This is a genomic window from Hymenobacter sp. 102 (genome assembly GCF_049949205.1).
Classification (GTDB): Bacteria; Bacteroidota; Bacteroidia; order Cytophagales; family Hymenobacteraceae; genus Hymenobacter.
This window is the reverse complement of sequence record NZ_CP188173.1, coordinates 108,544-123,854: the sequence shown is the minus strand read 5'-3', so window position 1 is coordinate 123,854 and position 15,311 is coordinate 108,544. Positions and strand designations below refer to the sequence as shown.

Here is a 15,311-nt window from a genome sequence, read left to right as displayed (position 1 = left end):
TTCGCAAGTATACGCACTGCTAATAAAATTAGGTAATCTAAACTAAATAATTTAGCTTGCTGGTGGCGTAGCGGCAGGCCCTGTGGACTTCCACGCAGGCAGCGACGGGCGCGCCCTTTTGTGCGTGTCTCCACCCCGTTCTCCTTCCTCCCGCCCCCTGCTGGGCGTGCACCTGCTGGAGGCTACTGCCGACCCACTGGTATTTGCCTTTCACCGGGATCAGGCCGATGCCGCCCCGGCCTGCATTATTATCTCCCGCCACGCCTGGCAGCTGCTGGGGCCCTCGCAGGCAGTGGACTACGTGGTGGAGCGCTACCTGCTGGAGTTTCCGGAAGAACGGGCGCGGGTAGGGCCGGGCCTAGTGCGCTTCTGCGTGCGCTACGCCCTGGCCTGGGCGGCACAACTGATCCGGCCCCCGCGGTTTCAGAGGCGGACCGGGAAAACCACGGAAGCCGCTAAAGCACTGCCGGGGAGCGGCTGACCGGGAGGGCGTGGTAGCGGGATGTGAAGGCCTGGATCGGCCATGCCGCCGCCCGCTGGGGCAGTCGGTATTTCCTTATTGTTACCATCCGGGCTCCGATTCCAGCTCGACCGGGAAAAGCTAGTAGCTTTAAGGCTGCGGAAATCTTGTCAGCCGCTAAGTTCTTTCTTTCCAGTCTAGTTGATGTACACCTCTACCTTCCCTCGGGCCCTGGGCATCCCCCTGCTGCTAGCCCTGACCGGATGGCTGAGCCCCACCGCCCGGGCCCAGACGACCACTACGGAATCCTTTGACTCCGGAACCAAGACCACCTATCCGGCCGCGTCCGTGACGCTGGGTACCGGCTCCTGGACCCTGGACGACGCCCTGCTCGGGGCCGATGCCCAGGACCACAAGGCAGGCGCTCAGGCCGTGCGCCTGCAGCAGCGCGGCACGCTCACCATGGACTTCTTTCTGCCGGATGGAGCCAGCACCGTCACCGTGCAGCATGCCGCCTACGGTACGGACCCGACCGCCGCCTTCGAGCTCTGGTACCAGACCCAGGGCTGCGCCGACTGGGTCCGGGTGGGCCAGCCGGTGGTGGCCACCGGCTACGCCCTGCAGACGGCCTCTTTCCCCGTTGGCGTACCCGGCGCCCTGCGCTTTCAGCTGCGTAAGGTCAGTGGGGGAGCGGCCCGCCTGAATCTGGACAACTTCACGGTGGCGGCCTACTCGGCCACCCCGCCTCCTTCCACAGTCGGGGACGACCAGCACCTGACCATGGGCAACCCCAGCGGGGCGGTGGCCGATGTGAACCAGCCCACCAATTACCTGATGGAAAAGCCCCAGTACGCGCTGAGCTACCACCGCGACCAGGGGAAGCCCAACTGGGTAAGCTGGTACCTGGCCCCGAAGTGGGTGGGCTCAGCGGCCCGCCAGAACGACTTTCGGGCCGACAACACCCTGCCCGCCGGCTGGTACCAGGTCAGCAACGGTAGCTACTCCGGGTCGGGCTTTGACCGGGGCCACAACTGTCCCTCGGCCGACCGCACCAGCACCGTGGCCGACAACTCGGCCACCTTCCTGATGACCAACATGATTCCCCAGTCGCCTACCAACAACCAGCAGACCTGGGCGACGCTGGAAAACTACGGCCGCACCCTGATTGACGCCGGCAACGAGCTCTACATCATCATGGGCTCCTACGGCAAGGGCGGCAACGGGGTGATCCGCGCCAATGGGCAGCCCGACCGCCCGGTGTATGCCGAGACCATCGACCAGGGCCGCATCCAGGTGCCCAAGCGCATCTGGAAAGTGATCGTCGTGCTGCCCCAGGGCACCAATGATATCAGCCGGGTGAATGCCAGCACCCGCATCATCGCCATCGATACGCCCAACGACAACGGGATGACCTCCAACTGGGGCCAGTACCGCACCACCGTGGATGCCATCGAGGCGGCCACCGGCCTGGACCTGCTCTCGGCCCTGCCGGTGAGCGTGCAGCAGGTCGTGGAGGCCCAGGTCGACAACGGCCCCACTAACTAGGCCGGGAGCGTCTGTGCCCGCCTTCTCCCGTTTTCCTTCCCGACTTATCCCATGACTTTTTCTACCTCATACCCCGCGCGCGTCCTGGCAGGGCGACTCCTGGCGCGCCTGCTGCCGGCCCTGCTGCCCGCCCTGCTGCTCAGCCTCGGGGCCCAGGCCCAGACGCCCTACGCCCTGAGCACCGGCAACTACGCCGAAAACTTCAGCCAGATCAGTGGTTGGGCCGATAACTTCGCCTCCGGAACCGGGGCCGCCCCCTTTTCTGCGGCCGCGCCCAGCCCCACGCTGCCCAACCAGAACCAAGTCTTTAATAGCGGTACCAGCGGGGGCGTGCAGAAGGGTACCCAGGCCATTGTGCTGCTGGCCACCGGCAGCGACAACGCCAACGCCGCCGCCTTCGACCTGAACCTGGACTTTACCGGCACCACGGCCGGCACGATTTCCCTGACCTGGGCCGAGGTGAATAATTCCACCGGTAACCGCCAGAGCACCTTCAAGCTGCAAACCAATACCGGCACCAATGGAGCCTGGGTGGATCTGCCTGGCTCCAGCGTGGTGCTGACCAACAACGCGGCTTCCTCCGGGCAGCTCAGCGCCCTGGCCCTGCCGGCCGCTTTTGATAACAGCGCCACGGCTAAAATCCGCTTCTACATCGTGCCCACCGCCGGGGGCACGAACCCGACCGGTTCCCGTCCGAAAATCAGCCTCGACAACCTGGCTGTAACGGCAACTGCCGCCGGCCCCGTTACGCCTAAAATCACGACCGGTACCATTGCGGGCAGCCCCTTCTGCGTAACCGGCTCAGCGGGCACGGCTGTGTCGGTACCCTATGCCGTAACCGGTGGCCTGTCAGGCACCTTTGCCGCCCAGCTCTCCGACGCCAGCGGCTCCTTTGCCGCGGACCTGCCCCAGAACCTGATCGGCACCGGCTCCGCTACGCCGATTGCTGCTACTCTGCCCGCGGGCACCCCGGCCGGCAGCGGCTACCGCATCCGGGTGGTGCACGCCGCCTCCGGCACCATCGGCAGCGCCAACACGGCCGACCTGACCGTCACGAATCCCCCGGTTAGCAACAGCGTCACCCTCAACTCCACCGCGGGGCAGAGCATCACCACCACCGGCACCGGCTCGCCCCTTACCGCCTCGGCGACGGCACCCTCTACCTTCGCCTGGACCTACGGCACCAGCAGCCTGGGCCCGTTCACCACGGCCATCAGCGGGGCCACTGCGGCCTCGTACACGCCGAAGGGCGCCGACTTCGGCGGCGTGGCCGGTACCTACTACTTGGTCGCCCAGGCCAGCAGCACCTGCGGCAGCGTGTCGGCGACCAGCGCCCCGGTGACAATTAGCGTGAGTGCCCCCCAGCCCACGGTCACGGCCAGCCCCAACCCGGTGCCCGACTTCGGCAGCGTGGCCACGGGTTCCGCCTCCATCGCCAAACCCGTTACCCTGACCGGCAGCAACCTGTCCGGGGATGTTACCCTAACCCCGCCCGCCGGCTTCCAGCTGCGCACCGGCACCGGCGCCTTTAGCTGCGCCGCTCTCACGCTCACCCCCGCCGGGGGTAATTTGTCGGCCACGGTGGAGGTGCGCTTCCTGCCCGCCCTGGATCAGGCCTACAGCGGCAGTATCAGCGTCTCCTCGCCCGGAGCCGGCTCCCTGCCCGGCATTGCCGTTTCCGGCGCCGGCACCAGCCCGGTGTACCCGCCCAGCGTCCGCACCCTGCTCCCCTCCGCCGTCACCAGCTCGGCAGCCACCAGCGGGGGGGAAGTGCAGGAGGATGGGGGGAGCCCCGTCACGGCCCGGGGCGTGGCCTACGCTACCACCCCGGCCCCGACTACCCAGGATGATTTCACCCAGGACGGCACCGGCCTCGGCACGTTTACCAGCCAGCTGATCGGCCTTGTGCCCAACACCACGTACTACGTGCGGGCCTACGCCACCAATGCGCAGGGCACCAGCTACGGGGAGCAGGTCAGCTTCACTACCCCGGCCGTGACCCTGGCCGCCGAGCCCACCCAGGGCAGCACCCTCACGGCCACCACCGTTTCGCCCACGAGCGTAACGCTTACCATCAGCGGGGGCGATGGGGCCAAGCAGCTGCTGCTGGCCACTCCCGGCCCGGCCCTCGGGTTCCAGCCCACGGACGGCACAACCTACGCCGGCAACAGCGCCTTCGGGCAGGGTGACCAGCCCACGCCCGGCACCTACGTGGTACTGGCCGGCAGCGCCGCCAGCGTTACTGTCACCGGACTGACAGCCGACACCGAGTACACCTTCGCCGTCTTCGACTACAACGACGACAATACCAGCGGGGCCGAGAACTACCTGCTCACCCCCCACGGGGAGCTGACCCTGTCCACGCCCCCGCTGCCGGCGGGCCTGCTGCTGGCCGAGAACTTCGACTACCCGGCCGGGGACCGGCTCACCGACCACGGCTGGACGGCCCACAGCTTCCCCGGCACCAATGCCATCCTGCTCAGCGCCCCGGGCTTGGCCTACAGCGGCTACGATGCAGCGGGCTTCAACCGCCCGGCTGCTGTGAATGCCGCCGCTGCCCTGACGGCCTCGGGGGAGGACGTAAGCCGCACCTTCCCGGCTCAGGCCGCCGGCACGGCCGTGTACGCCTCGGCTCTGGTAAGCGTCAGCTCGGCCAGCACGGCCGACTACTTCCTGCACCTGAGCACCGACCCGGTCGTGAGCACCTTCCGGGCCCGCCTGTTCGTGCGCTCAGCCAGCGGGGGGAAAATCCAGTTCGGCGTATCGGGCAGCGGCACTACGACCCAGTACGACCCTACGCTCTACGAGTTGAATACCACCTACCTGCTGGTGATGCGCTACACCTTCGGGCCCTCCGGGGCGGAAACGAAGCTGTACGTGAATCCGGGGCAGAGCGAGCCGGCCGTGGCCGGGGCCACCAGCACGGAATCCGCCACGTCGGCTCCCAGCAGCATCGGCGCGGTCGCCCTGCGTCAGGGCTCCAATACCTCCCCGCTGCTGCTCGACGGATTGCGCGTAGCCAACAGCTACTCGGCCGCCCGCGCCTTTTCCACCCCGCTGCCGGTCACGCTTACCCGCTTTTCGGCCCAGCGCCACGCCAGTGGGCTGGTCCAAGTGAGCTGGGCCACGGCGCAGGAGATCGGGGCCCAGAGCTTCCGGGTGCAGCGCAGCCTGGATGGTCGCACCTTCACCTCGGTCGCCAGCCAGGCGGCGGCGGGCACTACTAGCCAGGCCCGCCAGTACCAGGCGCTGGACGCGACGGCCCCGGCCGGCCAGCTCTACTACCGCCTGGAGCAGCAGGACCAGGACGGCACCCTGCACTACAGCAGCGTAGTCGCGGTGGGTCCGCAAAATGGTGCAGCATTGGCCGCTTCCCTCACCCTGGCTCCGAACCCGGCCGGGGCGGTGCAGGCGCTGACGCTTACCGTAGCGGGCCGGGCCGGGCAGGCCCTGACGCTGCAGGTACTTGATAACACCGGCCGGCAGCTCTACACCCAGCCCCTGCGCCCCGGCGCGGAGGTGGAGCAGCTAGGTCTGCGCCTGCCGGCGGGGTTGCCCGCCGGGACGTACGTGTTGCGGCTGAGCGGTGCCGGCGTCGCACCTCTGCACGCCCGCCTGGTACTAACCCGGTAGGGAAGTAGCTGGTTAAAACACGAAAAAAGGCCATCCAATCAGGTGGCCTTTTTTCGTGTTTTAACCAGCTACTTCTTACGAAGGGGGGAGGTAGCTCAGCCGCTGCTACTAGCTTTCAGCTGAGCAGAGTACAAGGACCCTGCTTTTAACGTAGGCCCGAATGTGTAGACCGATCATTCTCCTGGTGGTTTTTCCAAACTTTCAACAAAAGCCCCCTTACGCCAAGAGATCGACTACCATGCCTGCAAGGCAGAGGTGCTTGATCCGCCGTTCTCAAGCTGTATATTCTTGGTTATTAAAATTTTTCAGGCTTGCTCAATTAGTAAAGACAGCTGAATTTTGCACAGACAATCCATTGCTAGTCGATCATTCCATTGCTAGCTGATATCTATTCCCAAGTGAATGAAGCATCTCTACACCCAACCTTCTGGTAAGGTCAAGTTACCAAGGGACTCCAGCCACCATCGGTCACCTTTACACCGGAGTTTATTTCGAATTTCATACTGCATTACCGCTCTGGTGCTGGTAGTAACTGGGCAGCGGGCCTGGGCGCAGGCACCACAGGTTGTAACGGTGGCACCCGGCCGCAATACCATCGCGGCCGGGGTGAACTCGAACGTAAGGGTTACGTTCTCCCAGCCCATGCAGGCTGCCGCGGCTTCCACTACCGGCCTGCGGGTCTTCAGCAGCCAGCGTGGCGGTTTGCTGCCTGGCACCTACAGTGGAGCCGGCACCACTACTGCCACCTTTCAGCCAGCCCAGCACCTTAAGCCTGGTGAAACAGTGCAGGTTGATGTTTTAAAAGGTACATTGAGTGCAACAGGGCAGGCATTACCACTGGCTTCGTTAACTCAATTCACCGTTGCCACCACACCATCCCCCGGCACGTTTGGGTTACCAGGCCAAGTCCTGACAGCTACACGAGACACCTACGGAGTGACGGCCGCCGACTTTAACGGGGACGGAAACCTAGATCTGGCCAGTTGCAGCCAGTATACCACCTCGAAGGTGCAGGTGCGCTTCGGGCTGGGCGACGGTACGTTCGGCAGCCCAGTCGATTACGCGATGGGGCCGGCGTATTTCCTGACCTCCGCTGACTTGGACAACGATGGTGACCTGGATTTGCTGGTAGGCAATGGGGGACAAGTGGTCGTAATGCAAAATAACGGGAACGGCGTATTCACAACCTTGCGCCCTTTTCGGACTGGCGACGACGTACGCACAATTGCGCCGGCTGACCTGGATGGGGACGGCAACCTGGATATGGTAGTGGCCTGCACCGCATCCGGTAGCGTATTTGTCCATTTTGGTCAGGGCGATGGGACCTTCAGCACCACAAGGGGTAACTACTTCAATATAAGTGCCCCGGTAGGCGTGGCAGTGGGAGATATCGATGGGGATGGAGACTTGGACTACGTGACCGCCGGGGCCCAGAGCAACCGGGCCTTCATGCGCCTAAATGACGGAACCGGCACCTTTACGGCTGGGGCAACACTGACCGTCGGATTTCAGCCGAACAGTATTGCTCTCGGCGACCTGAACGGTGACGGAGCACTGGATGTGGTGACGGCTAACCAGAACAGTAGCAACGTGTCCGTGTTGCTGAATACGAACGCGGGTACTGGCACTTTCCAGGCTGCCACTACCCTCAATACCGGTAATGTTCCCACGGATGTGAAGCTGGGCGACGTGGATGGGGATGGAGATCTGGATCTGGCAGTTAGCGGCAATACCCGTGATATACGACTCAACAATGGCAGTGGAACATTCAGCCCCGGCCAGCTTATTTCATCCGGAGCGTACTACGTAGCCCTGGCCGACGTAAACAACGACGGCACCCTGGACCTGATAGGCGGATCCAATCCTTCACCTACCGGCAGCACCAGTAGCATCAATGTGTATCTAAACGGGGCCACACCAACGCTTACCAGCTTCGCGCCTGGCAGCGGCCCTATTGGCAGCAGCGTCACGCTGACGGGTACCAATCTGGCCGCTACTACACAGGTGAGCTTTGCTGGTAGGCCAGCCACCAGCTTCACGGTGAACTCGGCTACAACAGTAACGGCGATGGTGCCGGCGGGAACAATCAGCGGGCCCATCGAAGTCACCACAATGCCGGGCATGCAAGCTACCAGTGCCACCCGATTTATAGTTCCTGCCCCCGTCATAACCAGTGTTAGCCCAACCGAGGGGCTGGCGGGGACGGTCGTCACGGTAACGGGTACCGGGTTTCTGGAAGCTACGCAGGTAACGTTTGCTGGCACAGCCGCTCCGGGATTTTCGGTGAACGCTGCTGGCACGCAACTGACGGTGGCGGCTCCGGCTGGAGTGAGCACCGGCCTGGTGTTGGTTACAACGCCCAATGGTACCAGCAATGGAATCCCGTTTACCGGGGCGCCAACGCTCACTACGATCTCCCCAGCTTTCGGCCCAGCCGGAACAATTGTGACGCTGACTGGGGCAGGATTGCAAAATGCTAGTGCCGTCACATTTGGTGGAGTAGTGGCACCGGGCTTTACGGTGGATGCGGGTGGCACCAGCCTGCAGGTGAGTGCTCCCGCCGGGGTACTTTCGGGGTTGGTATACGTGAGGTGGTCTAGGCAAGACGGACAGAAGAAGGACGTATATTTCTTCTGTGATGACAGCCAAAAAGAACGGGGCGTCGCCCGACAAACGGCGTAAATACGACGAGGCGTTTAAGACCGAGGCCCTGCGCCTGGCCAGCGAGAGCCGCAGCACCCAAGCGGCGGCGCGGCAGTTGGGCATCAGCCCCAAGCTGCTCTACCGCTGGCAGCAGGCGCAGCTCGTGGCCGAAGTGGGCAGTGAGGAAGTGGCGCGCGACCCGGAAGTGCGCGCCCTGCGGGCCCGACTGAAACGGGCCGAGCAGGAGCTCGACATTTTAAAAAAAGCCTTGGTCATCTTCGGCCAGCCGACCCGGTGAGCACCTACCAGCACATCGCCCAACGCCGGGCCCACGTACCCGTGCGCCAGCTTTGCCAGGTGCTGCGCGTGGCCCCGGCCGCCTACTATGCGTGGCAGCGCCGCCGGCAGCAGCCGGTGGTCGAGCCGGCCTGGCAACTGGCCGTGCGCGAGGTATTTGCGCACCACAACCAACGCTACGGCACCCGCCGGCTGCGGGCGGAGGTACAGGCGCAAGGCCACGCGGTGGGCCGCTGGCGCATCCGCCGCGTGCTAAAGGCGCACGGCTTGTGGGCCCAGCAGCCGCGCTCGTTTGTGCCCCGCACCACCGACTCGGACCCGGCCGTGCGCGCGGCGCCTAACCGCTTGCTCGGCCAGCCGGCCCCCACCGCCCCGAACCGGGTCTGGGTGGGCGACATCACCTACCTGCCCCGCCAGGGCGGCGGCTGGCTCTACCTGGCCGTCTGGCTCGACCGCTGCTCGCGCAAAATCGTGGGCTGGGACGTACGCGACACCATGCCGGAGGACCTAGTCAGCGAGGCGCTCCGTCGCGCCCTGGTCGTGCGCCGCCCCCCGGCCGGGCTGGTCGTGCACTCCGACCAGGGCAGCCAGTACACGGCCACCCGCTTCAAGGACTTACTGGCCCGCCACGGGGCCGTGCAAAGCATGAGCCGGCGCGGCAATTGCTACGATAACGCCCACGCCGAGTCCTTTTGGAGCCGCTTCAAAGCCGAACTGCTCGACGGCGGCAGTTTCCCCGGCCTGGCCGAAGCCAAGCTCGAAATCAGCCACCACATCGCCTACTACAACGCCGAACGACGCCATTCCGCCCTCGGCTACCAAGCTCCCAACCATTTCGAACTCCACCTTCAAACAACGTCCCAACTCTGTCCAGCTTAGCTAGACCACCTCACGTGACCACTCCCTACGGGGTGAGTAACGGCTTGACATTTACGGGGGCACCCGTTATCACCTCGTTTTCGCCGGCATCGGGACCAGCGGGCACCCGGGTGACGGTGCAGGGCCTTAATTTGACGGGTACCAATCAGGTGACGTTCGGCACAGCTACCACCTCGGCAATTACCGGTAATTCAGCTACCCAGTTCTCGGTCACGGTGCCCAGCGGGGCAGGCAGCGGCCCCATTCGGGTTCGGACAACTGCCGGTACGGCCGTCAGTACCACACCCTACACTATCCCGTCCCCGGTACTCACGGCCCTGAGTCCCACCAGCGGCCCCGCAAACACCATCGTCACCATTACCGGGACAGACCTGAACGACGCGACAAGTGTAACGTTTAACGGCAAAGCCGCCAGCTACTTCTTCGCCAACTCAGCTACTTCCCTCTCGGTTTATTCGCCAACGGGAGTAACAACCGGCCCCGTAGTGGTGACCACGCCGGGTGGGCCCAGCAATGGACTGCTCTTTACGGCGGCTCCAGTGCTGAGCAGCTTTAGCCCACTTAGTGGCAGTCCCGGCACGGTAGTAACCCTGACCGGACAAAACTTGACTGGAGCTACGCAGGTTACCTTTAATGGGGTGGTGGCCATTAACTACACCGTCGTATCAGCCACCCAACTGACGGTTACCGTACCGGTTGGAGCCAGCACCGGCCTGGTCCGCGTGACTACGCCAGGAGGCACTGCCGCCAGCAGCACCTACTTCACCGTCCCGGCTCCGGTTCTGACCGCGATTGCCCCCGCTGCCGGACCGGCTGGCACTGTCGTAACGCTGACGGGCAGTAACCTGCTGGGCCTGACGGGCGTGACATTTAACGGGCTGGCAGCTCCTGATGGCATAGTTGACGCCACCGGAACCCAGATAACCGTAACGGCTCCCGTAGGAGTTACAAACGGACCGGTTGTGGCGAGCACGGGCTCAGGTCGCAGTAATGGGCTGCTCTTTAGCAGCGCCCCCAGCTTGACGGCAATTAGCCCGGCATTCGGGCCTGCCGGCACGGCGGTAACGCTCACGGGTACGGGCCTGACAGGTACCACCCAAGTAACATTTAATGGTGCGGTAGCGGCGGGCTTTGTCGTAAACGCGGCGGGTACGCAACTCACCGTAACCGCCCCAGCGGGCTTAACCACTGGCCCGGTAGTAGCTACGAACAGTTACGGGGCCGGCAATGGACTGGTCTTTACCCTGCCCCCGACTATTACCAGCGTAAACCCCAGCAGCAGCCCAGTTGGCAGCAGCGTTGTCGTAACGGGCACTGACCTTATGGGAGCTACCCGGGTAACGGTGAATGCCACAGCAGCGACCAACTACACGGTCAACTCCGCAACACAACTCACCTTTGTGGTACCTGCGGGTGCGACCAGCGGCTTGGTGCGAGTAACCACTCCTGCCGGCACAGCCAGCAGTTCCGCCAGCCTAACTATCCCGGGCCCGGTGCTTACGACGCTAAGCCCTGATGCCGGCCCCCTCGGTAGTTCGGTGGCTATTGCCGGCCGCAACCTGCACGATGCGCGTCAGGTAACATTCAATGGCGCTCCCGCTACCGGGTTTACGGTGAACGGTACCGGTACAGTGCTGACCGTGACAGTGCCCGCTGCCGCTACGACCGGCCCGGTAGTAGTAACGACTCCTAACGGGGTGAGCAACGGCCTGACGTTTACGGTTGGCCCTACGCTTACGAATGTGTCTCCGGCGTTCGGGGGGCCAGGTACCCTGGTTACGCTCACGGGCAGCAATTTTACCGGTACTACCCAGGTCAGTTTTAACGGGACAGCAGCTCCTGGCTTCACGGTGAATACGGCAGGCACCGCTTTGACGGTGGCAGCCCCAGCCGGGGTTACCACCGGGCCAGTAGTGGTAACGGCGGGCGGTACGGTCAGCAACGGGTTGCTCTACACGGCGGCTCCGATCATTGTTGCCTTTACGCCCACCAGTGGGCTGATTGGCTCAAGCGTAACCCTTACCGGCACCGACTTGCACCAACCTACTCAGGTGCTGTTTAACGGCGTGTCCGCCCCGTTTGTGGCAGGCTCAGCTACCCAGTTGACGGCAACCGTTCCCGTAGGCGCGAGCACGGGACCCGTGCAAGTTGTAACTGCGCATGGCAGTGGTAGCAGCGCTGTTAACTTCACCATACCGGCCCCGGTGCTAACGAGTGTAGCCCCCGCGGCCGCTCCGGTGGGCGCCACGATTACGCTGGCTGGGACGAATCTACAAGGAACTACCGGGCTTACGTTCGGCAACGTCACCGCTACCGGGTTCACGGTAAACGCGGCAGGCACACTTCTGACGGTGGGCGTACCTGCCGGCGCAACCGGTGGCCCGCTGGTTGTTACAGCCCCCCATGGCAGCAGCAATGACCTCGCCTTCGCGGTGCTCCCAGCTATCATAGCCGTGACACCCGCCACGGCGGTTGTGGGCACGCCCGTGACAATCACGGGTACCACATTTGCCGGTACTACCCAAGTGAGCTTTAATGGGGTAGCGGCCCCGTTTACCTTCGGGTCAGCCACCCAGCTAATGGCCGTCGTGCCGGCTGGAGCCAGCAGTGGGGCACTACGGGTAACTACGGCAGCTGGCTCAAGCGCCCCGTTCGCCTTTGCCGTATCGCCCACTGTGGTGCAGGTAACGCCAACTGGCAATAGCCTGAATGTGTTGCCCGGCACCAGCATTACCGCCAGTTTCTCCCGGGCGGTGAATGCGGCAACAGCCGGCCCGGCGGGATTGCGTCTGTTTGGCAGCCAGTCCTTCGGGGTATTGCCGGGCTCCTATAGTGGTGGCGGTACGAATACAATCTCCTTTACCCCCAGTAAGGCGCTGCGGGCCGGCGAAACCGTTCAGGTGATTGTTCGATCAGCCGCCGCTGCTGCCGATAATACGCCGGTGGACCGGCCCAATGTTACCCAGTTCACGATGGCTACTGGTCCGGCCCCCGGTACTTTTGCGGCCGGGCATCAGTATCTGCCCACCACGGGTAGCACTTTTGGGGTTGCAGTGGGGGACTTTAACCGCGATGGCTACCCCGATGTGGCTGCTTCCAGCGCCCGCACCAGTCCCACGGCCTTCCTGACGATCTACTACGGCGACGCGAATGCTAATTTTGCCAGCAGTTCCAGTACGATGCTGGGCGCAGCCACCTACCTGACCAGCGTCGACGTGGACAATGACGGTGACCTGGATTTGGTAGCCACACTGCCCTTGGGTAACCTGGAGGTGTGGCGCAACGACGGTTTGGCGGGGTTTCAGCTTCATAGTACTGTGGCCACGCCCAATGCGCGCATGACTGTAGCGACTGACCTGAATGGGGATGGTAACCAGGACCTGCTGATCAGCTGTAATTACGGTGGGGCCTACAGCTGTCTGGGTCGGGGGGATGGTACCTTCGGCGTAGCCACCTCGATCATTACCGGCCGGGTGATGGGACTCACCGCGGGGGATGTGGACAATGACGGTGATGTGGACGTAATCACCGTTAATGCGACGGGCAACAATGTCGCCGTGCGCCTTAACGATGGTGCTGGCAACTTGGCTACGCCCGTGCTGATACCAGTACTCAACACCCCGAGTGCCGTCGCTTTCGGCGACGTAACCGGTGACGGGGCTCCGGACCTGCTCGTGGCTCAGTACGACTATGGTCCGACTGCAGGGCAAAGCTCAGTAGTGCTGCTGACCAACAGCGGGACCGGCACATTTACGGTGGGCACGCCGGTGGCAGTCGGCGGTCATCCCCTCGATCTGAAACTGGGGGATGTGGATGGGGACGGGGACCTAGATGCGATAACCGTGAATGAATCCTCCGCCAGCGCATCCATTTGTCTTAACCAAGGCCAGGGTAGATTTGTCCTTACGACCACGGTGCCGGTTGGTAGTGGCCCCACCAGCTTGGTGTTGGCCGACCTTGATGGTAACCGCACGCTGGATTTAGTGACGGCCAACTCGACCAGCATGGCCCATGAGGGCGCGCTTATCGTGTATAATAAGCCGGCCCGTTACGTATGGACTGGAGCCGCCGGGAGTGATTGGAATACACCCGGAAACTGGCAGAGTGGCCTTGTACCGACGGCTGCCGTCGATGCAACTATCCCGGCCGGTTTAACTACGTACCCCATTCTCAGCCCTGGTCCACAGGCGGTTAGCACGCTCACTGTTGCGGCAGGAGCCACCTTGACGCTCCCGGCTACCGCTACCCTGCGCGTAAGCGGTGATTGGCAGCACAACGGTAGCAGCCAGCTGTCCGGTACCGTTGTGTTTACAGGCTCGGGCACCCAACTGCTAATGGGCTCAACTATGCCCAGCTTTACGTCACTCGAGGTGGACAAGCCAGTTGGAGTACTGGCTTTGCAACGGGCCGCTACTGTCACCGGCGCAGTTCGCCTGCGCTCTGGCCGGCTGCTGACCGGTGCAACTGAGCTGATCACCAGTGGAGCCACGCTTAGTGAAACGGAAACCAGTTATGTGGAAGGTACCGTAACAAGTACGGCAGACATACAGGCTACCGGCACCAACTACCCTTTTGGCAATCTGGGGCTAGTCCTTACGTCCAGTGGGTCTGGCTTGCCCGGCAGCACAACCGTACGAAGGATCACGGGTCAGTCCGTTCTCCTACCGGCTGGCACCAGCATCCAGCGCTACTTCAGCATCCAAGCGGCCAACTCTACGGGCCTTTATATGAAGCTAGAGACTACCTACTGGAATCATGAGCTGGCGGGGCTTCACAAATCCCGGTTGGGAGCATTTAGCGCTGAAACTACCACTGGTCCCTGGCGGCCCCTGGCCAGCATGAATGACTCAACGGTGAATAAAGTTATCAGTACCGGTCTCACCCAACTCAACGGGGTATGGACGCTAGGTAGGACAAGTACAATACTGGCTCTCCAGCCCAGCGGTAAGCACCAGCCGGCACCAGCATTCTTTGTGTACCCCACTGAGTTAACTGACAACGAGTTTCACTATCAATTCACGGGCAGGCTGACGGCTGATGCTACCCTTAGCATCTACAACGCCATGGGACAACTGGTCGTAAGCCCACTTCCCATACGGTCGACCATTGACCGCGTGATGCTGCCAACTCTGGCAACGGGATGGTACAGCGTCCGTTTGCTGACACAAGGCCACGTCTACATAGCTCGCTTTTACCGCTAGTAAGGGGAGCAGGGTGGGAGCACTCCATTGCAGGCTGACAAATTAGAAGCATTGTCGATTGCCAGCATTTTAAAGTCAGTTCTTCAGACACAGCTGCATCTGTTAAGCGACATAGCCCCGGCCGTCAGTCGGGGCTATGTCAACTATTCCTTGCCCCTTGCCTGGTGGATAACCCTGCAGCGACGCTCCCGTATGGTCGAGCTAACTACTCTGTGCGAACAGACTATTATAGCGACTACTTACGGTATGGCCTTGGCCGACCCATCCGTGCCCTGCGTCATTACGCGCTGGCTTGGGTTGGCCAATCAGACCGAATTCATTGCCTTGCAAGGAGCCGTCCTGCAGTATTACGAGCAGCATTCCACCCCGGCCGCGCCCTGGGGCTGGGTCGGTGATGTGCGCCGGACTGTGCTATGCCCTGATGCGTGGCTACCGCTTAGCATAGCAGTACGTCCCGGTACTATAAGACCCTGACCTCACATTGTTCCAAGACCTGCCCGGCCCCTGCACCGAAAGCTTGTACGCGGGGTGAGTTTCCGCCTGAAGCCGACTCTTGGCAGAGCGACCAGTCAAGCATGCACCGGTACTGCCGGTTAAAGCTCGGGACCTTACTCGGGTGGTGAGGACTTTTCAGCTGCAAGTGGTAATCATCA

General features: G+C 62.8%; 7 protein-coding genes. All 7 read left to right on the top strand.

The annotated features are described in order from the left end of the window. Positions 1 to 124: 124 nt before the first annotated feature. Complete coding sequence (locus ACN19L_RS23180) at positions 125 to 481, top strand: hypothetical protein (RefSeq protein WP_426491302.1); 357 nt, start codon at positions 125 to 127, stop codon at positions 479 to 481. A 183-nt stretch (positions 482 to 664) separates the two neighbouring features. Continuing rightward, the gene (locus tag ACN19L_RS23175) at positions 665 to 2,005 is read left to right on the top strand and encodes a DNA/RNA non-specific endonuclease (RefSeq protein ID WP_426491301.1); all 1,341 of its coding nucleotides are present in this window, start codon (positions 665 to 667) and stop codon (positions 2,003 to 2,005) included. A gap of 51 nt (positions 2,006 to 2,056) precedes the next feature. Next, on the top strand, positions 2,057 to 5,638 hold the full coding sequence (locus ACN19L_RS23170; RefSeq protein WP_426491300.1) for a beta strand repeat-containing protein: 3,582 nt from the start codon (positions 2,057 to 2,059) through the stop codon (positions 5,636 to 5,638). 519 nt (positions 5,639 to 6,157) lie between these two features. Continuing rightward, positions 6,158 to 8,320 carry an FG-GAP-like repeat-containing protein gene (locus ACN19L_RS23165; protein WP_426491299.1) on the top strand — a complete coding sequence of 721 codons (2,163 nt, stop codon included), beginning with the start codon at positions 6,158 to 6,160 and terminating at the stop codon, positions 8,318 to 8,320. Continuing rightward, entirely contained in the window at positions 8,277 to 8,579 is a 303-nt protein-coding gene (locus tag ACN19L_RS23160) for a transposase (protein WP_223831499.1), read from the top strand. Before ACN19L_RS23165 ends, ACN19L_RS23160 begins: the two co-directional genes overlap by 44 nt. After that, positions 8,576 to 9,457, top strand: a complete 882-nt coding sequence (locus tag ACN19L_RS23155) for an IS3 family transposase (RefSeq protein ID WP_426491298.1) — start codon at positions 8,576 to 8,578, stop codon at positions 9,455 to 9,457. Before ACN19L_RS23160 ends, ACN19L_RS23155 begins: the two co-directional genes overlap by 4 nt. 14 nt (positions 9,458 to 9,471) lie before the next feature. Further along, positions 9,472 to 14,658: a beta strand repeat-containing protein gene (locus ACN19L_RS23150; RefSeq protein WP_426491297.1), complete on the top strand. Its 5,187-nt coding sequence runs from the start codon at positions 9,472 to 9,474 to the stop codon at positions 14,656 to 14,658. Positions 14,659 to 15,311: the final 653 nt, after the last annotated feature.

Coding starts and splice junctions, on each gene's coding strand:
- ACN19L_RS23170 (WP_426491300.1), top strand. CDS start 2,057: ATGACTTTTTCTACCTCATACCCCGCGCGCGTCCTGGCAGGGCGACTC.
- ACN19L_RS23175 (WP_426491301.1), top strand. CDS start 665: ATGTACACCTCTACCTTCCCTCGGGCCCTGGGCATCCCCCTGCTGCTA.
- ACN19L_RS23160 (WP_223831499.1), top strand. CDS start 8,277: ATGACAGCCAAAAAGAACGGGGCGTCGCCCGACAAACGGCGTAAATAC.